This is a genomic window from Arthrobacter sp. KBS0702 (genome assembly GCF_005937985.2).
Taxonomy (GTDB): Bacteria; Actinomycetota; Actinomycetes; order Actinomycetales; family Micrococcaceae; genus Arthrobacter.
This window is the reverse complement of sequence record NZ_CP042172.1, coordinates 2,651,010-2,674,327: the sequence shown is the minus strand read 5'-3', so window position 1 is coordinate 2,674,327 and position 23,318 is coordinate 2,651,010. Positions and strand designations below refer to the sequence as shown.

The 23,318-nt window shown below is 67.2% G+C and carries 22 protein-coding genes; 13 read left to right on the top strand and 9 right to left on the bottom strand.

What is annotated here, in order from left to right; translation table 11 throughout:
* Window positions 1-89: 89 nt before the first annotated feature.
* The gene (locus tag FFF93_RS12270; protein ID WP_138768662.1) at window positions 90-1,139 is read right to left on the bottom strand and encodes a nitronate monooxygenase; all 1,050 of its coding nucleotides are present in this window, start codon (window positions 1,137-1,139) and stop codon (window positions 90-92) included.
* 36 nt (window positions 1,140-1,175) lie between these two features.
* Here FFF93_RS12270 and FFF93_RS12265 point away from each other — a divergent pair, with 36 nt between their 5' ends.
* Window positions 1,176-2,108 (top strand): N-acetylglucosamine kinase, encoded by a 933-nt coding sequence (locus FFF93_RS12265; RefSeq protein ID WP_138768663.1) that lies wholly within the window; start codon window positions 1,176-1,178, stop codon window positions 2,106-2,108.
* A gap of 7 nt (window positions 2,109-2,115) precedes the next feature.
* On the opposite strand, the gene FFF93_RS12260 is transcribed toward FFF93_RS12265, so the two are convergent.
* A complete protein-coding gene (locus tag FFF93_RS12260) occupies window positions 2,116-3,150 on the bottom strand; it encodes a pirin family protein (RefSeq protein WP_138768664.1) in 1,035 nt (344 codons plus the stop codon).
* Between the two features lie 65 nt (window positions 3,151-3,215).
* Here FFF93_RS12260 and FFF93_RS12255 point away from each other — a divergent pair, with 65 nt between their 5' ends.
* From FFF93_RS12255 to FFF93_RS12220, 8 genes are all read left to right on the top strand, one after another.
* Window positions 3,216-3,668 (top strand): NUDIX hydrolase, encoded by a 453-nt coding sequence (locus tag FFF93_RS12255; RefSeq protein WP_138768665.1) that lies wholly within the window; start codon window positions 3,216-3,218, stop codon window positions 3,666-3,668.
* Window positions 3,669-3,902: 234 nt separating this feature from the next.
* Complete coding sequence (gene rsgA, locus FFF93_RS12250; RefSeq protein ID WP_261375108.1) at window positions 3,903-5,051, top strand: ribosome small subunit-dependent GTPase A; 1,149 nt, start codon at window positions 3,903-3,905, stop codon at window positions 5,049-5,051.
* 213 nt (window positions 5,052-5,264) lie between these two features.
* Window positions 5,265-6,362, top strand: a complete 1,098-nt coding sequence (locus FFF93_RS12245) for an ABC transporter ATP-binding protein (RefSeq protein ID WP_138768667.1) — start codon at window positions 5,265-5,267, stop codon at window positions 6,360-6,362.
* Window positions 6,362-7,063, top strand: coding sequence for an ABC transporter permease (locus tag FFF93_RS12240; RefSeq protein ID WP_138768668.1), 702 nt, complete (start codon window positions 6,362-6,364; stop codon window positions 7,061-7,063). Before FFF93_RS12245 ends, FFF93_RS12240 begins: the two co-directional genes overlap by 1 nt.
* Window positions 7,060-7,806 (top strand): ABC transporter permease, encoded by a 747-nt coding sequence (locus FFF93_RS12235; protein WP_138768669.1) that lies wholly within the window; start codon window positions 7,060-7,062, stop codon window positions 7,804-7,806. The genes FFF93_RS12240 and FFF93_RS12235 overlap by 4 nt, the downstream gene beginning before the upstream one ends.
* Window positions 7,803-8,765 carry an ABC transporter substrate-binding protein gene (locus tag FFF93_RS12230; protein WP_138768670.1) on the top strand — a complete coding sequence of 321 codons (963 nt, stop codon included), beginning with the start codon at window positions 7,803-7,805 and terminating at the stop codon, window positions 8,763-8,765. The genes FFF93_RS12235 and FFF93_RS12230 overlap by 4 nt, the downstream gene beginning before the upstream one ends.
* A gap of 165 nt (window positions 8,766-8,930) precedes the next feature.
* Window positions 8,931-10,151: a pyridoxal phosphate-dependent aminotransferase gene (locus FFF93_RS12225; RefSeq protein ID WP_138768671.1), complete on the top strand. Its 1,221-nt coding sequence runs from the start codon at window positions 8,931-8,933 to the stop codon at window positions 10,149-10,151.
* Window positions 10,152-10,220: 69 nt separating this feature from the next.
* Entirely contained in the window at window positions 10,221-11,075 is an 855-nt protein-coding gene (locus FFF93_RS12220; RefSeq protein ID WP_138768672.1) for a polyphosphate kinase 2 family protein, read from the top strand.
* A gap of 9 nt (window positions 11,076-11,084) precedes the next feature.
* Here the strand turns inward: FFF93_RS12220 and FFF93_RS12215 are convergent, their stop codons facing one another.
* Together FFF93_RS12215 and xseA are read right to left on the bottom strand one after the other, a co-directional pair.
* Window positions 11,085-11,327, bottom strand: coding sequence for an exodeoxyribonuclease VII small subunit (locus FFF93_RS12215; protein ID WP_138768673.1), 243 nt, complete (start codon window positions 11,325-11,327; stop codon window positions 11,085-11,087).
* A 105-nt stretch (window positions 11,328-11,432) separates the two neighbouring features.
* Window positions 11,433-12,719 (bottom strand): exodeoxyribonuclease VII large subunit, encoded by a 1,287-nt coding sequence (gene xseA / locus FFF93_RS12210; RefSeq protein ID WP_138768674.1) that lies wholly within the window; start codon window positions 12,717-12,719, stop codon window positions 11,433-11,435.
* 203 nt (window positions 12,720-12,922) lie between these two features.
* Here xseA and FFF93_RS12205 point away from each other — a divergent pair, with 203 nt between their 5' ends.
* Complete coding sequence (locus tag FFF93_RS12205) at window positions 12,923-13,786, top strand: hypothetical protein (RefSeq protein ID WP_138768675.1); 864 nt, start codon at window positions 12,923-12,925, stop codon at window positions 13,784-13,786.
* Window positions 13,787-13,808: 22 nt separating this feature from the next.
* Window positions 13,809-14,900 (top strand): 4-hydroxy-3-methylbut-2-enyl diphosphate reductase, encoded by a 1,092-nt coding sequence (locus tag FFF93_RS12200; protein WP_138768676.1) that lies wholly within the window; start codon window positions 13,809-13,811, stop codon window positions 14,898-14,900.
* Between the two features lie 15 nt (window positions 14,901-14,915).
* On the opposite strand, the gene FFF93_RS12195 is transcribed toward FFF93_RS12200, so the two are convergent.
* The gene (locus tag FFF93_RS12195; protein WP_138768677.1) at window positions 14,916-16,190 is read right to left on the bottom strand and encodes a DNA recombination protein RmuC; all 1,275 of its coding nucleotides are present in this window, start codon (window positions 16,188-16,190) and stop codon (window positions 14,916-14,918) included.
* A gap of 133 nt (window positions 16,191-16,323) precedes the next feature.
* Here FFF93_RS12195 and ychF point away from each other — a divergent pair, with 133 nt between their 5' ends.
* Window positions 16,324-17,409: a redox-regulated ATPase YchF gene (gene ychF, locus FFF93_RS12190; protein WP_138768678.1), complete on the top strand. Its 1,086-nt coding sequence runs from the start codon at window positions 16,324-16,326 to the stop codon at window positions 17,407-17,409.
* Window positions 17,410-17,835: 426 nt separating this feature from the next.
* On the opposite strand, the gene FFF93_RS12185 is transcribed toward ychF, so the two are convergent.
* The 3 genes from FFF93_RS12185 to FFF93_RS12175 form a co-directional block, all read right to left on the bottom strand.
* Window positions 17,836-18,459: an NADPH-dependent F420 reductase gene (locus FFF93_RS12185; RefSeq protein ID WP_138768679.1), complete on the bottom strand. Its 624-nt coding sequence runs from the start codon at window positions 18,457-18,459 to the stop codon at window positions 17,836-17,838.
* 5 nt (window positions 18,460-18,464) lie between these two features.
* A complete protein-coding gene (locus FFF93_RS12180; RefSeq protein ID WP_138768680.1) occupies window positions 18,465-19,676 on the bottom strand; it encodes an FAD-dependent monooxygenase in 1,212 nt (403 codons plus the stop codon).
* Between the two features lie 110 nt (window positions 19,677-19,786).
* Complete coding sequence (locus tag FFF93_RS12175; protein ID WP_138768681.1) at window positions 19,787-21,166, bottom strand: MFS transporter; 1,380 nt, start codon at window positions 21,164-21,166, stop codon at window positions 19,787-19,789.
* A gap of 131 nt (window positions 21,167-21,297) precedes the next feature.
* Here FFF93_RS12175 and FFF93_RS12170 point away from each other — a divergent pair, with 131 nt between their 5' ends.
* Window positions 21,298-22,254 (top strand): LysR substrate-binding domain-containing protein, encoded by a 957-nt coding sequence (locus FFF93_RS12170; protein ID WP_138770394.1) that lies wholly within the window; start codon window positions 21,298-21,300, stop codon window positions 22,252-22,254.
* Window positions 22,255-22,584: 330 nt separating this feature from the next.
* Here FFF93_RS12170 and FFF93_RS12165 read toward each other — a convergent pair whose 3' ends face one another.
* Window positions 22,585-23,277, bottom strand: a complete 693-nt coding sequence (locus FFF93_RS12165) for a DUF1345 domain-containing protein (protein ID WP_138768682.1) — start codon at window positions 23,275-23,277, stop codon at window positions 22,585-22,587.
* Between the last annotated feature and the right edge of the window lie 41 nt (window positions 23,278-23,318).

Sequence of the window (23,318 nt, the reverse complement as noted above, 5' to 3'; positions counted from 1 at the left end):
TTCGCTCGCGGGTTCCGTCCGGACTCGACGTTTCCTCACGGCGAGCCCGGAGCGAAGCCGCGAGCGGGCGGACCGCCGCCGGCGGCTCCTCAGCCCAGCAGCCCAGCCATGACCTCCGCGACGGAACCGGCACGCGCCTGCTGCCAGCCGGTCCCGGCCCAGAGATTCAGCCGCTCCGCGTCCCCGGCGGCGGCAGCGGCTGCCCGCAGCGGGGCGGTGAGGTGGTGCACGGCCGGGTATGCCTCCGGCGCGTTGGGGTGGTCCCGGACAAACTCATTGACCAGCGCCCGCGCCGAGCGTCCGGTAAAGGCGCGCGTCATTTCGGTCTGCGTGAAGCGCGGGCTGGCCAGCGCGTCCTTGTGCAACTGCCGGGCACCGCTCTCGTCCGAGCGGAGGAAAGCCGTGCCCAGCTGGCCGGCCTCGGCCCCCGCGGCCAGCACCTGGTCCAGGCCGGCGGCGTCCATGATGCCGCCGGCCGCGGCGAGGGGGAGCTCGACGGCGGCGCGCACCGCCGCGACCAGCTCCGCCGTCGTGCCCGGCGCAGCGGAACCCGGCAAGGCGGAACCCGTGGCCGCGGAATCCGGCAGGAATGCTGCGCTGTGGCCCCCGGCGCACGCATGCTGCACCACCAGGGCGTCCACCCCCTGTTCGGCCGCCTGCCGGGCCTCGGACACCGAGGTGACCGTGGCCAGCACCGCCGACCCGGCCCGCTGCAAAGCGCGGACCACCTCCACGCCGGGGAGCCCAAACGCGAAACTGACCAGCTCCACCGGGTCTGCCAGCAGGGCATCGATCTTGCCCTGCCATTCGTCGTCGTCATCGAGCCGCAGGGGCGGAAGCTCCACGCCGTAGCGCGCCGCGTCGGCATGCAAACTGAGCCGGTACTCCTCCAGCTCCGCCAGGACGGCTGCGGACGGGGCCAGCTGGTCCGGGTCCGGGACAAAGACATTCATGCCGAACCGCGCGCCGGACTCACGGGTGGCGCGGATATCCGCCTGCATGGCGGCAACGCCCTTGTACCCGGCGGCCAGGAAGCCAAGGCCGCCGGCTGCATGCACGGCCGTCACGAAAGCGGGTGTGGTCGTCCCGCCGGCCATGGGGGCTGCTAGGACCCGGGTGCTCAAGATGCCGTGCGACATTGCTAACTCCTGCCGTTGGTTCAGTAGGCTGTTCAGGTGACCCATTCTGACATCCCGGCCGCGCCGGCACCCTCCGCCTCCACCCCTTCCGGTGCCGTGATCGGACTCGATATCGGCGGGACCAAGACCCGGGGAGTCCGGTTCGAGGCCGGAACCCCGGTGGCGGACGAATCGGTGGGAAGCGCCAACGTCCAGAACGTCACCCGGGAGGAGGCCGTCCGCAACCTGGCGGAACTCTTCGGCCGGATCGGCGGGGGAGACGTCGCCCAGGTCTACGCCGGAGCCGGCGGCATCGATACCGACGACGACGCCGCGGCGCTCGCCGCGCTGATCGCCCCGCACGTGCCGGGCGCCAAAGTCACCGTGGTGCACGATTCACGCCTGCTGCTGGCAGCCGGGGGTGCCAGCACCGGCGTCGCCGTGATCGCGGGAACCGGCTCGGCCGCGTGGGGCCGGAACAGCCACGGCGCCGAGGCCCGGGCCGGCGGCTGGGGCTACCTGCTCGGCGACGAAGGCAGCGGCTACTGGCTGGGCCGGGAAGCCGTGCGCCACAGCCTGCGCCGGATGAACCAGGGGCTCGAACCGGATGACCTGACCCGTGCCCTGCTGGATTCCTGCGGGGTGGACCACCCGAACAAGCTGATTGCGCTGTTCCACTCGCCCCAGACCGGACGCCGCTTCTGGGCCCAGCGTGCCCGGCTGGTTGTGGAAGCGGCCGACGCCGGCCACGCGCCGAGCCAGGCGCTGATCAACCAGGCCGGCCGCGACCTCGCCGGGCTCGCCGAACAGACTGTCCGGCAGCTTGGCATCGAGGGGCCGGTCATCTTGGGCAGCGGACTCGGCATGAACGTGCCGCGGCTGCAGGAAGCATTCCGCGGGGCCCTCGCCGCCGCCGGGATCACCGACGTCCGGGTCCTGCAGCAGGAGCCGGTGTTCGGCGTACTCCAGCTCGTCGCCGAGCAGGGCTAGCGGACCATCATTGCCGACGCCGGGGGCGCAGCGGCACCCCGGGCAGCGGCGGCGCCGGGATCCGTCCGGACTCGGGACCGGCGTCGGGACCGTGGCCACGCACCAGCCCGAACCGCGCCCGCGAGGCGTCCTCGTCCGAGAGGCCGGCCTGGGCTTCCCAGTCGAGCCGCGACTGCTCCACCTCTTCGTGGCTGCGGCCCACGAAGTTCCACCACATCAGCAATTCTTCCTCGAACGGCTCGCCGCCCAGCAACATGAAGCGGGTGCCCGGGGCAGCGTCCAGGTCCAGGCTGCTGCGCCCGGTGCCAAGGTAGCCCAGCGGCCCCGGGGGCACATCCTGGCCATCCAGTGCCAGGGACCCATCGAGCACCAGCACGGCGTGTTCGAAGTCCGGATCCAGCGGCAGGCTGAGCCGGCCGGCGCAGCTGATGTCGGCCCCCACGATCGGCGAGTAAACGCTGGCTGGGGAGGTGGTGCCCGCGAGGGTCCCCACAATGACCGTGGCGGTGAAGCCGTCACCACGGACCACGGGCAGCTCGCGGTGCTGTTCGAAGGCCGGGGCCCGGTGCCGGTGGGCGTCGGGCAACGCGACCCACAGCTGCAGTCCGCGCTGCAGCGGCAGCTCGTGCTCGGGGCTGTCCGCCCCGACTGCGGGCAGTACCGCGAACTCGGAGTGCGAGACCCCGCGGCCGGCGGTCATGATGTTCAGTTCGCCCGGGCGCACGAGCACGTCGCTGCCCACACTGTCGCGGTGATGGATGGTGCCGGCCAGCGGCCAGGTGACGGTCTGCAGCCCGGTGTGCGGGTGCGGCAGTACCGACATGGCCACCCGGTCCGGGCCGAAGCTGTCCAGGAAGCACCACGCGCCGACGGTCGGCAGCCCACGCTGCGGCAGCGTCCGGGAGACGTTCATGGCCCGGACGCCGCCCAGCGGGACCTCCCTGGCCGGCCACAATTGCAGGCACGGCCCGCTGGCGGCGCCCTCCACACTGTGGGCGGCGGGGCAGACTTCTTCGGGCGGAAGAACTTCGAGGTTGGTCACCCTCAAACTCTAGGGCCAGGACGGGAGATCCGGCAGGGCCAGCGCTGCGCCGTTACGCTGGATCAATGACCCTGCCATTCGACACCCGCCCGGCCGCCTACGGAATCATCATCCGCGAGGACTCCCTCCTGCTGGCGTACTGGAAGCAGGGCGGCCGCGAGGGCTGGACCCTGCCCGGCGGCGGCCTGGACCTCGCCGAGCATCCGGTGGACGGGTGCCGCCGGGAGATCTACGAGGAGACCGGCTACGATGCCGAGATCGGCGCCCTGCTCGGAATCGACGTCGGGCACTGGCCCGCCGAGACCCGGCTCGACGGCGGCCAGCGCGACTTCCAGTCCCTGCGGCTGGTCTACGAGGCGAGCATCACCGGCGGCGAACTGCGGCACGAGGTGGGCGGCAGCACCACCCATGCCGCCTGGATCCCGCTGGCCGAAGTGGCGGGCCTGAACCGAGTCTCGCTCGTGGATGCGGCGCTGCGGCTCTACCGGGAGCGGCCGCTGGACGGAAAACTCGCCTGAAAACCCTAGCCACCCGCGGCTCGGGCGGTTAGCCTAGAGAAACCGCGGCCGGGATGGCCGCCAGATGCCCGGGGAGGTGGAAATGATGACTGAAACGGACCTGCGCGCGCAGCGCACAACCTCACGCCTCATTATTCCTGCCCCGGCCGTCCGCATTTCCTAGCCCAACACCGCTGACCGGTCCGTCTGACCGCAGCGGGCAGCGCACCCCCGGGGCCCATCAAAGGGTTTCCATTGAATCTTCAGCGCAGTCAACAAACGGCTCTTCAAGGGCCGGTCCGTTTCGGTTTCACCGACGCCGTCACGGAACTCTTCTCCGCCCATCCGGTCCCTGGCGGCACCGGCGCCGGGCGGGTCGTGCGGGTGGACCGCAACCTCGTCCTGGTGGCGGCCCACGACGGCCAATCGCACCTGCCGTACCCGCGGACCGGGAAAGTTCCGGCCACCGGCGACTGGGTCTGGCTCGGCAGCAACCCGGTAGGGGAGCCCGCCATCGTTAGCGTGCTGCCCCGCCGCTCGGAGCTGAGCCGGAAGCGCGCCTTCGAGGCGTCCTCGGAGGCGCAGGTGCTTGGTACCAATATGGACCTCGTCGGCGTCGTGGTGCCGGTGGACCGTCCGCTCACACACAACAGGCTCGAGCGCACGCTCGTCGCGGCCTGGGATTCCGGCGCCACCCCGCTGGTGGTGATCACGAAGGCGGACCTCGCCGAGGTGGCGGACGACGTCGTCGGGCAGGTCATGCTGCAGGCCGCCGGCGTCGACGTGGTCACCACCTCGGCCGAACACGGCGACGGCCTCGACGAGCTGCTGGGACACCTTCCGCCCGGCGGCACCATCGTGCTGCTCGGCCCGTCGGGCGCCGGTAAATCCACCCTGATCAACGCCCTTGTTGGCTTCAAGGCGCAGGAAACAGGCGCGGTGAGGTCCGGCGACGGCAAAGGCAGGCACACCACAACCTCCCGTGAACTTGTGCCGTTGCCGGGCGGCTCGGTGCTGATGGACACGCCCGGGGTGCGCGGCTTTGGATTGTTCGACGCCGAGGACGGCCTGGACGAGGTGTTCGGGGACCTTGAGGACCTCTTCGCCCGGTGCCGGTTTGCCGACTGTGCGCACGGCCGCGAGCCAGGCTGTGCCGTGCAGGCCGCCCTCGCCGAGGGAAAGCTGGAGGGACGCCGCTGGGAGAGCTACCTCAAGATGCAGCGGGAGGTGGCGGCATTGGAACGGCGCCACGACGCCGCTGCCCGGCGCGCCTACCAGCGGGAGTGGCACCAGAAAGTGGTGGTTGCCAGCCGGAGCCAGCGCGCCGCCGAGCGGCTCAGCCACGACCAGCCGGGAAGGGGCAAGGACGGCGGCAACGGAAAGGGCAAACGTCGAGCGAAATAAGACCGGCCCATCCGGAACACGAACGGTGCCGAATGCCTCAGGTAGCCCGGGCTCCGCCGGCCGTGTCGGACCCGATTCTTCGAATTGGTCCCCGAGCTGGTCGGCGGCGCCCGCTACGCTGAGTCATACCCGCTTTACAGCCAAAAAACAGCATGCATATGATCAGTTGGCTGGACCGTCCCATGTTGCCGCCAACAGATAGGTAAGCCCGGAATGGCAGAGGCCATGATCGAGTTCCAGAGCGTCACCAAGCAGTATCCGGGCGGCCAGGCCGCCGTTGACGATCTGAGCATGTCCATCGACAAGGGCGCCATCACCGTCTTCGTCGGGCCCTCCGGCTGCGGCAAGACCACCTCGCTGCGGATGATCAACCGCATGGTCGAGCCGACGTCGGGCACCATCACCGTGGACGGGCGGGACGTCACCTCCGTGCCGGCCGCGCAGCTGCGACGTTCCATGGGCTACGTCATGCAGTCCTCCGGGCTGATGCCCCACCGCTCCGTGCTGGACAACATCGCCACCGTGCCGCGGCTCAACGGGGTGTCCAAGGCCGCGTCCCGGAAGCGCGCGCAGGAGCTGCTCGACGTCGTCGGGCTCGCCTCCGGTCTTGGCCGGCGCTACCCCTCACAGCTCTCCGGCGGCCAGCAACAGCGCGTGGGAGTGGCCCGCGCCCTCGCCGCCGACCCGCCCGTGCTGCTGATGGACGAACCCTTCAGCGCCGTGGACCCCGTGGTGCGCGACGAACTGCAGAAAGAGCTGCTCCGGCTGCAGCGCGACCTGGCCAAGACCATAGTGTTCGTCACCCACGACATCGACGAGGCGACCGTGCTGGGGGACAAGGTGGCCGTCTTTGCCAGCGGAGGGAAGCTGGCGCAGTACGCCACCCCGGAAGAGATCCTGCGGGCCCCGGCCAACGACTTTGTCGCGTCCTTTGTGGGCCGCGACCGGGGCTTCCGGCACCTCGCGTTCAGTCCGTCCGACGGCGTCGCGATCCACCCGGTACACACCGTCCGCGCGGACGAACTCGCCCGCCGCGGCGGCCCGGAAGCCGACGAATGGCAGCTCGTGGTCGACGACGAGCATCGGCCGCTCGGCTGGAGCGCGCCGGGCGCCGGTCCCGCGACGGTCCCGGGCGGATCGCTCTTCCACAAAGGGGAGACGCTCCGCCGGGCCCTGGACGCTGCCCTGTCCTCACCCTCCGGACTCGGCGTCGCCGTGGACGCTGACGGCCGGGTGGCCGGCGTCATCACGGCCGCGGAAGTGCTCGCCCTGATCGAAGCGGACCGCCGGGTCCGGCAGGGCGCGCGCTGATGGAATGGTTCCTGGCGAACAGCGGACAGGTCTTCAGCCTTGCGGGACAGCACCTCGTCCTGGCCGTCCTGCCGATGATCTTCGGCCTGCTGATCTCCATTCCGCTCGCCCAGCTGGCCCGGCAGAACCGGACCCTGCGCACCGTGGTCCTGACAGCCTCCTCGCTGCTCTACACCATCCCGTCGCTGGCGCTCTTCATTATCCTGCCGACCGTGCTGGGAACCAAGATTCTGGACCCGGTCAACGTCGTCGTGGCCCTGACCATCTACGCCGTCGCGCTCCTGGTCCGGGCCGCCCTGGATGCCTTCGACTCGGTGGACGATGACCTGCAGCAGGCCGCCGTCGCGATGGGCTTCAAACCCCTGGCCCGGTTCCTGCAGATCGACCTGCCGCTGTCGCTGCCCGTGCTCTTCGCCGGGCTCCGGGTGGTCTCCGTCAGCAACATCTCCCTGGTCAGCGTCGCCGCCCTGCTCGGCATCGGGAACCTCGGCATGCTGTTCACTTCCGGGCTCCAGCGCGACTTCGTGACCGAGGTGCTGGTCGGCATTGTCGCCATCCTGGTCCTGGCGCTGCTGATGGACGCGGTGCTGGTGCTCCTCGAGCGGCTCCTGACACCTTGGACCCGGGCCGGCACAGGAAAGTCCGGCGAGCCGGCATCGGCCCGCCGTCTTTCCGAATCAGCCGCGGGGGCGTCAGCATGAGCAATGTTTTCACCGACACCTTTGCCTGGCTCGCGGACCCGGAGCACTGGGCCGGCAGCACCGGCATCCCCGTGCGCCTTGCCGAGCACCTGCAGTACACCGGGCTGGTGATGCTGATCGCGACGGCCATCGCGGTCCCGGTCGGCCTGTACGTCGGCCACACTGGCCGCGGACGGGTGGCCGTGGTGGCCCTCGCCGGTGCGCTGCGCGCCCTGCCGACCCTCGGGCTGCTGACGCTCTTCGTCCTGTTGGCCGGCATCGGGCTGATGCCGCCGGTCTGGGCGCTGGTGATCCTGACCGTGCCGCCGCTGCTGGCCGGGACGTATGCGGGAATCTCCAGCGTGGACCGCGACGTCGTGGATGCGGCCCGCGCCATGGGGATGACCGAACTGCAGGTGCTCTTCCGCGCTGAATTCCCGAACGCGTTGCCGGTGATGTTCGGCGGCTTCCGCACCGGCGTCCTGCAGGTGATCGCCACGGTGTCGGTCGTCGCCTACATCAACCTGGGCGGCTTGGGCCGGTACCTCTTTGACGGCCTCGTGCTCTCGGACTTCCCGCAGATGCTCGGCGGATCGCTGCTCATCGCCGTGCTCGCCATCGCCGTCGACCTTGTCCTTGTGCTGTTCCAGCGGCTCTTCCTCTCCCGCGGGGCCGCCCGCAAACCCGACCGCAGCCACCCGGCCGCGGCACATCTCACAGACCCCGCGACCGCGGAGGCTGTTGTTCAAGGAGGTACGTCATGAAGGAAACCCGCCAACGAGCCCTCGGCAGGCGCGCATTCGGAGGCCTGGCCGCCGGCGTCGGTCTGGCCCTTGCCCTGTCCGCCTGCGGAGGCTCATCCAACCCGCTGTCCTCGGCCCCTGCCAGCGGCGGCTCGTCCGGCGCAGCCGGCGGCGCGCTGGTGATCGGTTCCGCCGACTTCACCGAGAGCCAGATCATCGCCGAGCTCTACGCCGGGGCGCTCAACGCCGCCGGGGTTACCGCGAGCACCAAGCCGAACATCGGTTCCCGGGAGGTCTACTTCAAGGCCGTGCAGGACGGATCCGTCGACGTGATCCCCGACTACAGCGGCAACCTGCTGCTGCACGTCAACAAGGGCGCCACCGAGATCTCCGCCGACGATATCGCCAAGGCGCTGCCGGGCAAGCTTCCGGACGGACTGGCGGTGCTGGATGCGGCCAAGGCCGAGGACAAGGACGCCATGGTGGTCACTAAGGCCACCGCCGAGAAGTACAAGCTGAAGTCCATCGAGGACCTGGCCAAGGTCTGCAAGGACATCGTGGTCGGCGCGCCGGCCACCTTCGCCGAACGCGCCTACGGCCTGCCGGGCCTGAAGAAGAACTACAACTGCGAGCCCAAGAAGCTTGAACCCTTCAGCGACGGCGGCGGCCCCGTCACCGTCAAGGCCCTGCTCTCGGACCAGGTCCAGGTGGCCGACATCTACACCACCACCCCGGCCATCGCGGACAACGACCTGGTAGTGCTGGAGGACCCGAAAAATAACTTCATCGCCCAGCAGGTCCTGCCGCTGTACAACAAGGCCAAGATGACGGACAAGGCCAAAGAGGCCCTCAATGCCGTCTCCAAGCTGCTCACCACCGAGGACCTGATCAACCTCAACCGCGCGGTTGGCGGCAGCCAGAAGCAGAACCCGAAGGACGCCGCGGCAGCGTGGCTCAAGGACAAGGGCCTGGTCAAGTAGACCGGGATCCCTGACTCTCCGACGGCGGCTGCCGGCCCGGTTACTCCGGCCGGCAGCCGCCGTCGCTGTGTCGCCATCCCGGCGGCAGGGCCGGCGTATGACGCCGGCTTCGGCTGTGAGACAAGTCTCAAGGGAAGTACATCCGCCATATGGCATATTTGATGAATGGCAGAATTCAAGCAGTCCACCAAGCTTCATAATGTCCTCTACGACATCCGTGGACCGATTCTTCAGGCCGCCCAGCAAATGGAGGCAGAGGGGCACCGCATCCTCAAACTGAACATCGGAAACCCGGCCCCGTTCGGGTTCGAAGCGCCGGACGCGATCCTGGTGGACATGATCCGCCACCTGCCGCACGCCCAGGGCTACAGCGACTCCCGCGGCATCTTCTCCGCCCGGACCGCCGTCTCGCAGTATTACCAGACGCGCGGGATCCAGAACATCCACGTCGACGACATCTACCTCGGCAACGGCGTCAGCGAGCTCATTACGATGTCGCTGATGGCCCTGCTGGACGACGGCGACGAGGTCCTCATCCCCACCCCGGACTATCCGCTCTGGACCGCTTCCGTGGCCCTGGCCGGCGGGAAGCCGGTGCACTACCTGTGCGACGAGGAATCCGGCTGGCAGCCCGACCTGGAGGACCTCGAAGCGAAGATCACGCCGCGCACCAAGGGCATCGTGGTGATCAACCCGAACAACCCCACCGGGGCCGTCTACCCCGAGGAAACGCTCAAGAAAATCGTGGCGCTGGCCGAAAAGCACGGCTTGGTCCTGTTCGCCGACGAGATCTACGAAAAGATCCTCTACGAGGACGCCGTGCACGTGAACATGGCCAGCCTCACCGGCGACGACGTCCTCTGCCTGACCTTCAGCGGTCTGTCCAAGGCCTACCGGGTCTGCGGCTACCGGGCAGGCTGGATGGCCATCTCGGGCCCCAAGAAGGATGCGGCGGACTACCTTGAGGGCATCAACCTGCTGGCCAACATGCGGCTTTGCGCCAACGTGCCGGCGCAGCACGCCATCCAGACGGCCCTCGGCGGGTACCAGAGCATCAACGACCTGATCCTGCCCGGCGGCCGGCTGCTGGAGCAGCGGAACAAGGCCTACGACATGCTGAACGCCATTCCTGGAGTCAGCACCCAGCAGGCCCGCGGCGCGATGTACCTGTTCCCGAAGCTGGATCCGGAGGTTTACCACATCCGCGACGACGAGAAGTTCGTCCTGGACCTGCTGCGCCAGCAGAAGATCCTCGTCTCCCACGGCAGGGCCTTCAACTGGGTCCGGCCGGACCACTTCCGGATGGTGACCCTGCCGAACGTCAAGGATCTGGAAGAGGCAATCAACCGCATGGCGGACTTCCTGAGCCGGTACCAGGGCAACTAGGATTCGGGACAGCAGCGCTGCGGGACGATCGTCCGGCAGGCCGGCTGCCCGAACCGGAAAGAGGCTTTGATGGCAGATGTCGTGAACTTCGACGAACACCCGGCTGACACCCTGAAGGCAGGGAAGAAGTTCAAGCTTGGCGACGTCGACCCCGGGTCCACGCCGGGCTACGCCGGCGACAAGGCCGAAGGCGAGAAGCTGCTCAGCGAACTCGACGGCAAGCTCACCAATCTCCAGGAGCAGCTCTTCGCGGAGTCCAGGATTGGCGGCAAGAAACGCGTCCTGCTGGTTCTGCAGGCGATGGACACCGCCGGCAAGGGCGGGATCGTCAACCACGTCATGGGCCAGATGAACCCGCAAGGCGTGCAGTTGAAGTCGTTCAAGGCGCCGACTCCCGAGGAGCAGTCCTACGACTTCCTGTGGCGGATCGAGAAGGAAGTTCCCGCGGCCGGGATGGTGGGGGTCTTCGACCGTTCCCACTACGAGGATGTCCTGATCCACCGGGTCCACCGCTGGGCCGACGCCGAGGAACTGGAACGCCGCTACCGGGCCATCAACGAATTCGAGGCCCGGCAAACGGCCGCGGGAACGAAGATCGTCAAGGTGATGCTGCACATCAGCCGCGACGAACAGCAGGAGCGTCTGCTGGCCCGGCTTGAGGATCCGGCGAAGCGGTGGAAGTACAGCGGGAACGACCTCAAGGAGCGGGCCTTCTGGGACGACTACATGGACGCGTACCAGGCCGCCTTTGAGCAGACCAGTTCCGAGCATGCGCCCTGGCACGTGGTTCCGGCGAACAAGAAGTGGTTCGCACGGATTGCCGTCCAGCAGTTGCTGCTGGACGCGCTGGAGGGGCTGGCGCTGGAGTGGCCCGTCCCGGAACTCGACGTCGAGATGGAACAGGAGCTGGTGCGGCGCTCCTAGCCGGCCCGCTCAGCCTTCCTGGCCGGCCTGGTCCCGGGCTGCCGCGAGCCGCTTGCGGGCGCCCTCGAGCCACTGCTCGCAGCGCTTCGCGAGGGCTTCGCCGCGCTCCCAGAGGGCCAGGGATTCCTCGAGGCTGGCGCCGCCGGCCTCGAGCTTGCCCACCACGCCCAGGAGCTGTTCGCGGGCCTCTTCGTAGCTCAGTCCGTCGAGGTCGGTGTCCGGTGCCGGGGTTGCTGCGTTCTCTGCTGCCATGCTGTGCTCTTTCTCTGGCTCCCGGGGTGGACCGCCAGTGCGGGGCCGGGAAGGGGATGTCGGGTTTGTCAGGTCTGTCTCTGTTGTCTGGGGGCGGCCGCCCGGTCAGTCTTCGGCGGCCTGCTGGCCGCCGGTGGACTGGGCCGTGAACCTGCCGCCGGCCACGCGCACGGCCAAGGCCGTGCCTGCCGGTGCCTGGTCGGGGTGCCGCACGACCTCGTGGCGGGTTCCCGGGGTCGTGGTGCCGTCGTCGAGCTGGACGACGGCGTAGCCGCGGTCCAGTGTCTTTTGCGGCGACAGGGCCCGGATCTGGGCCTTGAGGTGGACCAGTTGGTCAGCCGCCCGCACGACGGCGGTGTTGATGGCCGCGTGCGCCCGGCCCTTGAGCCGTTCGACGTCGTCGTGCCGCGCGGTGACCATGCTTTCCGGGGCCGCCAGCACCGGGCGGGAGCGAAGCGACGCGAGACGGTCCGTTTCCCGCTCCACCATGCGGGTGACCCCGCGGCGAAGCTGGTCGCGGGCCTGCCGGACCCTGGCCAGTTCCTCCGTCACGTCCGGGACGATCCGCTTCGCGGCGTCGGTGGGCGTCGAGGCGCGCAGGTCGGCGACGTCGTCCAGGATGGGCCGGTCGGCTTCGTGGCCGATCGCGCTGACGACCGGCGTGGCCGCGTCCGCCACGGCCCGGATGAGTTCCTCGCTGCTGAAGGGGAGCAGGTCCTCGAGGGCGCCGCCGCCGCGGGCGATGACAATGACGTCGACCTCCGGGAGGGCGTCCAGTTCCTGCAGGGCCCCGATGATTTGGGCCACGGCGGTATTGCCCTGGACGGCCACTTCGCGGATTTCGAATTCGACCGCGGGCCAGCGGAGCGCCGCGTTGCGGAGCACATCCTTCTTGGCGTCCGAATCGCGGCCGGTAATGAGGCCGATCCGGTGGGGGAGCAGGGGAAGGCGCTTCTTGCGGGAGTCCGCGAAGAGTCCCTCCGCCGAGAGGGCCTGGCGCAGGCGTTCAATCCGGGCCAGCAGATCGCCGAGCCCCACCGGCCGGATGTCCTTGACGGACATGTTCAGCCGGCCTGTCTTCAGCCAGAACTCGGCCTTGATCAGCGCCACCACGCGGGAGCCGCGCTCCAGCGGCATGGCCTGGCGGTCCAGGACGTTGGTCCAGACCGACGCGGGGAGGGAGATCTCCGCGTCAATGTCCCGCAGCGTGAGGTAGGCGTTGGTGCCGCGCCGGTTGAGCTCGATGACCTGGCCTTCGACCCAGGCCGAGGGCGCACGGTCGATGTACCCCTTGAGCTTCTGCGAGAGCATCTGTAAGGGCCACGGGTTGTCCGGGCTGGTGCCGGCCGCGGTGGCCGGCAGGGTGCTGGCCGCGGCGGTCTCCTCAGACATGCCGGTGACCGCCGGCGGTGTGTGCCGCGTGCAGGTGCGGGTGCTGGTGCATGTGGTGCGGGGTCCTTTGATGGAGACGGGGAACTGCTTCAACTCTATCCATAGCTCTACCAGCAGGGCCGGACGTTCTACCGGCCGCTTTCCGGTTCGCCGAAATGCCCCCGTAGGATGGCACTACTCCCAACCCCCTCCAGGAGATTTTCGTGCGCACTTTTGTCTCGGCCGTCGCCGTCCTGATCGGCCTTGCCATGGCGGCCGTTGCCGTCCCGGCCATGTGGGTGGACCGCAACCTCGTCCAAGAGGACGGGTTTGTCGCGCTTACCGCGCCGCTCGGCAAGGACCCTGCCTTCCAGAAGAGGCTGGCCACTGCAGCCGTGAACGGCATTGGCTTCGGTGACCAGCAGCTTCCCGCTGCCCTCGCCAACTTGGTCAAGCCGATTCTGGCGGAGGCTGCACAGTCCCTGACCTCCATGCCCGGGTACTCCGACGCCTGGGCCGAGACGCTGCGCCGGAGCCACCGGCTGAGTTTTGCCGATCCGCGCACCCTTCCGCCGGATGTCGACGGCGCCACCTCGCTGACGCTGGACGTCGCCCCGCTGGTGGGGCTGGTGGTCAAGCGGGTCTCGGAGTCCTCGCCGGTGCCGTTGAAGGCGCCGGAGACGGTACGGATCGGCATCGGGCAGTCCAACCAGCGTCAGCTGATAGAACGGGTGTCCGCGTACGCCCCGATGGGCTCCGCGGTGGCCGTGGGGTCGGCTATCGCCTTCATCCTGGCGTTCATCGCCGCGAGGCGGAAGTGGACGGTCCTGGTGGCAACCGGCATCGGCGCCCTCGTGCTGGCCGCGGTGTGGAAATTTGGTGGCGATGCCGCGGGCCAGGCGGTCCTGGGTACCCGCAGTGGCAACGACGTGGCGGAGATCTTCAAAAGCGAGTTCGTGGCCGCCTCCTTGGCGGGCTTCGGACCGTGGATCGTCGCGGCACTCGTGGCGGGGGCGTTCCTGCTGGTCGCAGGGATCGTGCTCCGTATTGTCGCCTCCCGCCGGCCGGCCCGAAGCATCGGGCAATAACGAACACCGGTAGCATTGGGGCATGACCTCCACCGCTGTATCCATCCCGATGCCCTCCGTTCCGCGCCGGCGGCGAACGCCGGAGGAAGTGTTGGCGGCGGCCCCGGTGACCGGGGCTAAGAAGGTGCTCCTGGCGGCACCGCGCGGTTACTGCGCCGGCGTCGACCGTGCCGTGATTGCCGTGGAAAAGGCGCTCGAGCACTACGGACCGCCCGTTTATGTCCGCAAGCAGATCGTCCACAACGTCCATGTGGTGAGCTCCCTCGAGGAAAAGGGTGCGATCTTCGTCGATGAGACCGATGAGGTGCCCGAAGGTGCCCTCGTGATCTTCTCGGCACACGGCGTCTCGCCGGCGGTCGTGCAGTCCGCCGAGGACCGCGGCCTGCGGACCATCGACGCTACCTGCCCGCTGGTGACCAAGGTGCACAAAGAGGCTGTCCGCTTCGCGAAGGACGACTTCGACATCCTGCTGATCGGCCACGACGGCCACGAGGAAGTCGAAGGGACCGCCGGCGAGGCCCCCGAGCACATCCAGATCATCAACGGCCCGCATGAGGTGGACAAGGTGACGGTCCGCGACCCCGAAAAGGTCATCTGGCTCTCGCAGACCACCCTGAGCGTGGACGAAACCATGGAGACCGTGCGCCTGCTGAAGGAGCGTTTCCCCACCCTGCAGGATCCGCCCAGCGATGACATCTGCTACGCGACCACGAACCGCCAGGTGGCCATCAAGAAGATCTCGCCGCAGGCCGACCTCGTGATTGTGGTTGGTTCGGCCAACTCCTCGAACTCCGTGCGCCTGGTGGAAGTCGCCCTGGAATACGGTGCCAAGGCCTCCTACCGCGTCGACTTCGCCAATGAGGTGGATGAGTCCTGGTTCGAGGGCGTCGCCACGGTCGGCGTGACCTCCGGCGCATCCGTGCCGGAGGTGCTGGTGAAGGACGTGCTCCGGCTCCTGGCCGACTACGGCTATGGCGCCGTCGAGGAAGTCGTCACGGCGGAGGAAGACCTGCTCTTCTCCCTGCCGAAGGAGCTCCGGGCCACCCTGAAGCAGGCCGGGGATGTCTCCCGGGCCCTGGGTGGCCGCGGCGCACGCCCCGCGGAACGGCCCTAGCCCCGCAGAGAAGTCTTAGGCGGCTGACTCTTCCGAGTCGCTGTCACTGCCGTCGTCGGCCTCGTCGAGCCCGGTGTTCCCGGCGGTGATACCCGGCTGCAGCTCCGGAGCGGCCACTGACCGTGGCGTCGCCTCGACAGTGGTCGGAGTCGCAAGACCCCCGGCGTCCAGGGCGTTAAGCTTGCGTGCGGTGGGGAGCACCCGGGCCTCCAGCGTGCCGACCAGGGAGTTGTAGCGGTCCACCGAGGTCTTCAGCGATGAGCCCAGCTTGGAAACGTTGTCGCCCAGGGTTCCCATCCGCTCGTAGAGCTGCTGGGCCAGTTCGAACAGTTCCCGCGCACTGTCCGTCAGCACGTCCTGCCGCCAGGTGAACGCCACTGACTTGAGGACCGCCAGCAGCGTCCCGGGCGAGGCGAGCACGACGTTCTTGGACAGCGCATAGTCCAGCAGGGCCGGATCCGCGGTGAGGGCGGCGGCCAGGATGGACTCGGCAGGCAGGAAGCAAATCACCAGTTCCGGGGCGTTGCCGGGAATGTCCCAGTACTTCTTGTTGCTCAGCGCATCAACGTGGGCTTTGAGGGCCTTCGCATGGGTGGCCAGCAGGGCCTGCTGGCCGTTCAGGGATACCGACCCGGGGGCCCGGCCGCCGGCGGGGGAGCCCAGCTCCTGCGCCTCGAGGTACGCCGTCAACGGCACTTTGGCGTCCACCACGAGCTGCTTATCGCCCGGGAGCTGGACGACGAGGTCGGGCCGGATAGTGTTGTCAGACCCGGAACTGTGCAGCTGCTCGTGGAAGTCAACATGCCTGAGCATTCCCGCGGCCTCCACCACACGGCGCAGCTGGACTTCGCCCCACTGGCCCCGGGCGCTGTTGGACCGCAGGGCCGACTCCAGCGCGTGCGTTGACCGCAGCAGCTGCTCGTCCGAGAGCCTCGCCTCCTGCAGCTGCTGGGCGAGCTGGCCGTACTGTTCCAGCCGGTCCCGCTCCAGCAGGGAGACCTGTTGCTGGACCGCCGTCAGCTTTTCGGCGACAGGGGCCAGCGCCCGCAACACGCTTCCGTCCTGGGCCCTCGCATCGCCCAGCTCCCGGTTCTGCGCCGCCAGCAGGCGGCGTTCGGCGTCGGCGGCGGCGAACCGGGCGCTTACTTCGGACAGACGCGCGGAAACGCCGTCGAAGTCCTGTTCCAGGGCGGAACTGCGGCGCCGGGACATGACAAAGGTGAAGGCGGCGCCGGCGACGGCTCCGATCAGCAGCATCAGCAGGGCAAGAATGAGTGCGAAAGCGTCCATGCCTTCACTCTGGCACGCAGCCCTGACAGTTTTGCCGAGGACGCACGGAACGCGGCGCTCCGGGCGGCGCCGACGGCGAACAGCGCCCCTCCGCCGCAGGGGACCGGGCGGTTTACCGGTAGAATCAATACTCGTGGCTCTTACTATTGGCATCGTCGGACTGCCCAACGTCGGCAAATCAACCCTTTTCAACGCACTGACCCGCAATCAGGTGCTCGCGGCGAACTACCCGTTCGCCACGATCGAGCCCAACGTTGGCGTCGTGAACCTGCCTGACCCGCGGCTCGCGAAGCTGGCCGAGATCTTCGGCTCGGCGCGCCTGCTGCCGGCCGCCGTGTCCTTCGTGGACATCGCCGGCATTGTCAAGGGCGCCTCCGAGGGTGAAGGCCTGGGTAACCAGTTCCTGGCGAACATCCGTGAGGCCGAGGCGATCGCGCAGGTTGTCCGCGTGTTCGATGACCCCGACGTCATCCACGTCGACGGCAAGGTCGACCCGCGCTCGGACATGGAGACCATCAACACCGAGCTGATCCTCGCGGACCTCCAGACCATCGAGAAGGCCGTCCCCCGGATCGAAAAAGAAGTCAAAATCAAGAAGCGCGAAGCCGCCGAGCTGGCCGCGGTCAAGGCTGCCCAGGCTGTGCTGGAGCGCGGCGACACCATCTTCTCCTCGATCAAGAGCGACAAGCTGGAGATGGAGCACCTGAAGGAGCTCGGCCTGCTCACCGCCAAGCCCTTCATCTACGTCTTCAATGCGGACGAGGGCATCCTTGGAAACCCCGAAAAGCAGGCGGAGCTGCGCGCGATGGTGGCGCCGGCGGACTGCATTTTCCTTGACGCCAAGCTCGAGTCAGACCTCGTTGAACTGGACGAGGAAGAGGCGCGCGAAATGCTCGAGATGAATGGCCAGGACGAGTCCGGCCTCGACCAGCTGGCCCGCGTCGGGTTCCACACGCTGGGGCTGCAGACCTACCTGACCGCCGGCCCCAAGGAGACCCGCGCCTGGACGATCCACCAGGGCGACACGGCTCCCCAGGCCGCCGGTGTCATCCACTCCGACTTCCAGCGTGGCTTCATCAAGGCCGAAGTGGTCTCCTTTGACGACCTGATCGAAGCCGGCTCCATGGCCGAGGCGAAAGCCCGCGGCAAGGTCCGGATCGAAGGCAAGGAATACATCATGGCCGACGGCGACGTGGTGGAGTTCCGCTTCAATGTGTAGGTCCTGACCGCCCTGGGAACTTTTGCGATGGCCGCTAAGAACCGTGTTCTTAGCGGCCATTCGCTTTCTGGGGACGGGCATTGGTGCTTGCGATGGGTGAGTCCACTGGCGTCTGGCTTGCACGGCTCCCCGGGGCCTTCGCTGCCGGTGGCGGGCGGGAGGGGCTTTCGGCTCATCGGGGCAGAAGCCGTTCGGTGAGCCGGGCACCGTCCACTGTGCCGATGTCTGTTCGGGCTATTTTGTGGTGGCTTTCTCTCTCCTGTCGACCGGGCGCCGTAGGAACGCCCCCCTGCCCGCTGAGCCTAAGGTCGGCACCCCGGGGCCGAAGGCTCCACGGCGCCGTAGGCGATGCGTGCGGCTGGTCCGGGTGGCCGATGGCGTCCATGAACCAGCCCCGGGTCTGACGGGCCAGATCCCCGCTTCCGCTCACGGCAACAGTGCAAATCCGGACTCATATCTTGTCTTCCCGATTGCTGCCAAGACGATCTGGAGAAAGCCCATCGCCTCGAGTTCCCTTGCACGCGAAAGAGGGCCGGCGTCGACCGCCCGGAGTCCTGCGCCTTCGAGGAGGGCAGCGACTGCTATTTTCGCCTCTGGGTCGTCTCCGGCGAACAGGACAGTCGTGCGCGTTGTGCCATTGGTGCCGGTGCTGAGCGTGTCGCCGAGATTGACGTTGAACGCTTTCACGACTGCCACGCCTGCCGGGAGGGCCTTGGAAAGTTCAACCGCAGTGGAGGAGTCCGGTGGGACCAGCAGCTCATCGTACGTGGTGAAATCGATGGGGTTGCTGATATCGATGACGACCTTGCCGCTGAGCCGATCGCGATAGTGCTCAAGAACATCCGGGTAGGCTTCATAGGGAACGGCGAGGACGACGAGGTCACCTGTGAGTTCATCGCCGACAAACCCATATTCCGCGTCGGAGCGCTCCGCGGCCGAGCCAGCCCCCGTCCTGCGCCTGATAATTTGGATACTCGCCCCGGCTCGCGCCGATACTTCGGCAATTGCTGAGCCCATCTTGCCGGTGCCAATGATGCTGATCGATGTCATGCGAACTAAATCCTCCTGAATCGTTTGAGTGCCTTTTCGGCGGCTGCCACCGCGTCGAAGTCGAAGAGCACACTTCGGCGGAAGTCACGTCCTGCGCGCAAGTCAGCGTCACGCTTCTTGGTGTCCTCAAACTCATTCCGCGCGTCGAACTGCGAGCCGCTTCTGCGAGAGCTGTTCTGCAAGATCGCCGTGCGTTGCATTCGAACGGCGGTGTAGCGCTTGAAAGCTTCGGCAATTCCATCGGCGCTTTCGGCCTCCCTGAGGAAAAAGGCGAGAGTAATGCTGTCCTCCATTGCTTGGTTCACTCCCTGGCCCGCGTGGGGCAGCATGGTGTGTGCTGCGTCGCCGAGCAACGTGACGCGCCCTCGCGACCAATTGGTGAGGGGCTCGTGGTCGTAGAGGCCCCACCAGAAGGTCTTGTCGATGAGTTGAACGAAGTGGCGTAGCTTCGGGTCCCATTTCTCACCCTCAAACTCGGCGGCGAGTTCGCTCACGTGCCCCGGCGCCGACCAGCTCTCTTTAAGAGGCCTGTCACTGGGTACGAACCCGACATAGTTAAACAACTTGCGCTGCTGCAGCGGGTAGCACATGAAGTGCTTTCCCTCACCCATCCATACCTGGCTGATCATGGGCCAGTCGTCGGGAAGGAGGGCTGCGTCAAGTACCCCGCGAAATGCGATGAATCCGGAGTAGACGGGTGCGGGGGCTCGCATCAGGGCATCCCGTACCACTGAGTGGACGCCGTCCGCACCCACCACAGCATCAAACTCACTGTTTACGCCGTTCTCGAAGCCCACGCAGACGCCCCTGTCTAGCGCTTGAATCGAGGTCAGACGATGGCCAAGGTGGATCGTGTCAGGTGCGACCTCGCGAGACAAAACGTTGACCAGGTCGGGCCTGTACATGCCGATATTTCGATACCGCTTTGCTGAGTCTTCCCAGGCTGCTTCGGCAACCAGATTGCCCATTGCGTCCAAGTAGACGCCGTGTCCGTCAGGGGTAGCCCCTGCGTGCTTGACCTGTTCAAGCACGCCGAGTTTGTCGAGAACGCGTTGTCCGTTCGGGGCGACGGTGACGCCCGCGCCCACGTCACCCAGCTTTTTTGCCTGTTCGAATACCGTGACGTGGACACCGGCGATCCTCGTAAGCGCAATCGCAGCGGTGAGGCCGCCCATCCCCGCGCCAATGACCGCGACTCTGGTGGTGTGATTTACCATTAGTTCTCCTCGACCACGTTAAGTAATCCTTGAATTTGCGGGCTATCAAGAGGCCATGACGACATGCTGAACAGTTCCCTGGACGTCACGGCGGATGGGTAACGTGGTTGCTACTGCTTCGCCCCAACCTCCCTGTGGGCCCCGTTCGGGGCGAACATCGTGGCGCCGCTGGCCTGCTCGGCCTCGTAGTCCGGGCCGAGGGGGATGCCGCGCCGGTCGCGCAGGCACAGCGTCGCCGCGGCCCCGATGAGGGTGGCTACGAGGATGTACCACGAGACTGCGGTCGTGGTTCCGGTGGCCTGCAGCAGGGCTTGGGCGATTGTGGGCGCGAACGCCCCGCCGAGGATGGACCCAATCGCGTAGGGGATGGCCACTCCCGAGAAGCGGACGGAGGCCGGGAAGATTTCGGTGTACCACGCCGCCAGTGGCCCGTACGTGAGCCCGAGGCCGATCGAGAGCAGGATCAGCCCGGCGTAGAGCCCGGGGAGCGTCGCGGTGTTGACGAGCCAGAACAGTGGGAAGGCCATCACGGCCTGCACCGCGAAGCCGATGAGGAGGGTGTTCCGCCGACCGAATGAGTCGGCAAGGCGCCCTGCAATGAGCGTCGCGACGAACCACGCCGCCGAGGCGACCGCGGACGCGATGAGCATCGCCGTGGTGTCTATCTTGAGCTTTCCGGTGGCGTAGCTCTGGAGGAATCCGCCGGTGGTCATATAGCCCACGGCGTTGTTGCCCACGAACACAAGCGCGGCGAGTATCACGAGGTGCCAGTGCCGCTTGAAGAGGACCGCGACGGGGGACTTGGTCTGCTGGCCGCGCTCGGCGATCTCAGCGAACACGGGGCTCTCCTCAACGGAGCGGCGGACCAGATAGCCGACGACGATAAGCACGATGCTTAGCAGGAAAGGCACGCGCCAGCCCCATTCGAGGAAGGCCTGTCCAGGGGAGACGACGCCGGTCATCAGGGCCATCACGCCCGAAGCGAGGAGAAAGCCGAGCGGGACACCGACCTGCGGCAAGGCGCCAGCGCGGCCGCGGCGGTCCGCAGGAGCGTGCTCGACGACCATGAGGACGGCGCCACCCCATTCGCCGCCGGCGGAGACGCCTTGGAGGATGCGGAGGAAGAGCAGGAGGATCGGCGCTGCGATGCCGATCTGCGCGAACGTGGGCAGGGCGCCGATTAGTGTCGTGGCCGTCCCCATGAGGATGAGCGTTAGGACCAGCATGGCACGGCGGCCGATTATGTCGCCGTAGTGCCCCGCAAGAAACGCGCCGAGCGGGCGGAAGAGGAAGGAGACGCCGACCGTGGCGAAGGAGAGCAGGAGCCCTATGTCCTCGCCGGCAGGCTTGAAGAAGAGTTGGGCGAACACGAGTCCTGCGCCTAGCGCGTAGATGAAGAAGTCGTACCACTCGATCGTGGTGCCGATAATCGTCGCAAGCGCGACGCGACGCTGCGTGGCCGGATTGCTAACGGCAGTTGAGGGGGTCATTGCTGTCCTAGTAGGAGTGCGGGCGAATCGGATGCTTTATGGTGAGCCAATTCACATCCTCATGTAAATGTCAGTAATGTGTGGATGTAGTCCTGTTTTACTTAAGAAGGTCTATCCATGTGGAGGTGAACATGGCCGATGTGAGCTTGAGGCAGCTCGAGTTGTTCGCAGCCTTGCCAAACTTCACTACGCTCAGTGCCGCGGCAGCGCATCTGCATATCTCGGAGTCGGCGTTGTCCCAGGCCGTAACGGGGCTAGAAAAGACTGTCGGGGAGCAGCTATGCGTGCGCCGCAAGGCCCGAGGGCTGACACTGACTCCTGCGGGGCAGAACTTTGCAATGCATGCCCGCCGGATCCTCGCGGACACACGCGAGCTCGTCCTGGGCTCGGGCCCGGGGGAGGAGCTGCGGGGTCCCGTTAAGCTTGGCTGCTACGCGAGCTTCGCCACGAGCGTGGTGCCCGAGCTACTCGAAGGCTTCCCGCGGAGGCACCCCGGGGTGGACCTCGAGATCACAGTGGGGAGCACCGACGACCTTTTACCAGCGCTCCAGTCGGGACGCCTCGATGTGGCCATCATGTACGAAAGGTTCCTCCCCGTCGGATACCGTCGCCGCGAGATCTACCCGACTGAGCTCGAGGCCCACCTGCATCCGGACCACCCGCTCGCGGCGGGAAGCACCGTGGATCTCACCGACCTCGCAGGCGAGCCACTGATCCTCTACGACGCAGCCCCGAGCACCATCAACATAGTCGAGGCGTTCGCGGCGCGTGGGCTGGAGCCCAGGATCGCGGCCCGGGTCACCCAGATCGGTCTTGTCGAGGCGCTCGTGGGCCGCGGCGTGGGCTACGGCCTGCTCATGTCCAGGCCCAACGTGCTCCCCATGAGTGCCGAGGGGCGGCCGGTCGCCGTCCGCCCCTTCGACCCGCCGGTAACCCTTTCCCGCGTCGTGGGCATCTGGCCCGAGGACATGATCCTTACGTCGCGCGCCGCGGCCCTGCTCGACTATGCGGTCGAGAAGCTCGGCTCCTACGGTCGCGCCAATGTAGTTCAGAACACAGCCGCGCACGACCGGCGCCGCCTTGTCTGACTCGAGGCGAAACGATGCCCAGGAGTAGGTCTTAGGGTCAATCGAGGGAACGGCCAGATTCCCCTGGGGAAAGCGTCTGGCGGGCGACGCGATCAACAACTGAGCATGGTCTTGACGAAGGATTTGCGCAACGGCAGCCAGCCCCGAAAGATCTGGATCGTCCCGAACTGGATGGGTGAGATGCGTCCGTAGGGAAAGTTGGAGTGATCGGGGATGAAACGTTGCGGTTCAGCCGGCGGCAACCGTTGACCGATGAGACGACATGCCGAATTCCGCAGCGCAAGAGTCCCGCTTCGGGTTGCATCCAGAGGTTCTTCCGTAACCGTGCGTTCAGTTGAGAAGCGAAACGGCCCGGGAGATGACGAGGGCCAGAAGGACGAATGCTCCGGCTGCCTCCACGCCCATCATGGCTTTTGCCGGTGTAGACAGCGGCATAGTGTCGGTGGGGCTGAAGGCCATGGAATTGGATAGCGAGAAGTATGCGTAATCGATGAACGATGGGACCCACCCGGTCCGCTCGGAGGACCTAGCCGCGACCTCCTCAATGGCGTCGTGGTCCTCGTCTTGAGGGAACCGGAAGTCTGCTGGCGGCATATCCTGGCGTTCGGCGTGGCGGCGGGTAACAGGGCCACCGCGGTCCATCTCCCAGAAGGCCAGGGCGAACGCAATGATGTTGGTGACCCAGATCTGCAACGCAGCCAGCAGGATTACAGGGCCATCGCTGTTGCCCGAAGTGGTGAGCCGGATGACCACCTGTACCAGGGCCACCTCGTTCGCGGCGACCAGAAGCAGCGCCTGCCCGGTGGCAACGTTTTTCGACCACCGCGTTTCCCTGTGGAACCGATGCGGATTCAGGTGCACGAGTGGGATCAGCATCGTCAGACCAACGCCGACCACCGTATACCTGAGCCACGGAAGGAAGGAGCTGGGCAGCGCGGCATACAGGCCCAGCGCGACGAGCAGTCCAATCGCCGCTGGCCACCGGTGCTCGGCGCGGGCGTCAGGGGTACCAGTATCAGCCATGGCTCAGTCTGTTTCCTGCTTCGGCCCTCGTTCGTGCCGAC

Coding starts and splice junctions, on each gene's coding strand:
- FFF93_RS12270 (WP_138768662.1), bottom strand. CDS start 1,139: ATGTCGCACGGCATCTTGAGCACCCGGGTCCTAGCAGCCCCCATGGCC.
- FFF93_RS12255 (WP_138768665.1), top strand. CDS start 3,216: ATGACCCTGCCATTCGACACCCGCCCGGCCGCCTACGGAATCATCATC.
- FFF93_RS12245 (WP_138768667.1), top strand. CDS start 5,265: ATGGCAGAGGCCATGATCGAGTTCCAGAGCGTCACCAAGCAGTATCCG.
- FFF93_RS12240 (WP_138768668.1), top strand. CDS start 6,362: ATGGAATGGTTCCTGGCGAACAGCGGACAGGTCTTCAGCCTTGCGGGA.
- FFF93_RS12235 (WP_138768669.1), top strand. CDS start 7,060: ATGAGCAATGTTTTCACCGACACCTTTGCCTGGCTCGCGGACCCGGAG.
- FFF93_RS12230 (WP_138768670.1), top strand. CDS start 7,803: ATGAAGGAAACCCGCCAACGAGCCCTCGGCAGGCGCGCATTCGGAGGC.
- FFF93_RS12225 (WP_138768671.1), top strand. CDS start 8,931: ATGGCAGAATTCAAGCAGTCCACCAAGCTTCATAATGTCCTCTACGAC.
- FFF93_RS12220 (WP_138768672.1), top strand. CDS start 10,221: ATGGCAGATGTCGTGAACTTCGACGAACACCCGGCTGACACCCTGAAG.
- FFF93_RS12215 (WP_138768673.1), bottom strand. CDS start 11,327: ATGGCAGCAGAGAACGCAGCAACCCCGGCACCGGACACCGACCTCGAC.
- xseA (WP_138768674.1), bottom strand. CDS start 12,719: ATGTCTGAGGAGACCGCCGCGGCCAGCACCCTGCCGGCCACCGCGGCC.
- FFF93_RS12200 (WP_138768676.1), top strand. CDS start 13,809: ATGACCTCCACCGCTGTATCCATCCCGATGCCCTCCGTTCCGCGCCGG.
- FFF93_RS12195 (WP_138768677.1), bottom strand. CDS start 16,190: ATGGACGCTTTCGCACTCATTCTTGCCCTGCTGATGCTGCTGATCGGA.
- FFF93_RS12185 (WP_138768679.1), bottom strand. CDS start 18,459: ATGACATCGATCAGCATCATTGGCACCGGCAAGATGGGCTCAGCAATT.
- FFF93_RS12180 (WP_138768680.1), bottom strand. CDS start 19,676: ATGGTAAATCACACCACCAGAGTCGCGGTCATTGGCGCGGGGATGGGC.
- FFF93_RS12175 (WP_138768681.1), bottom strand. CDS start 21,166: ATGACCCCCTCAACTGCCGTTAGCAATCCGGCCACGCAGCGTCGCGTC.
- FFF93_RS12170 (WP_138770394.1), top strand. CDS start 21,298: ATGGCCGATGTGAGCTTGAGGCAGCTCGAGTTGTTCGCAGCCTTGCCA.
- FFF93_RS12165 (WP_138768682.1), bottom strand. CDS start 23,277: ATGGCTGATACTGGTACCCCTGACGCCCGCGCCGAGCACCGGTGGCCA.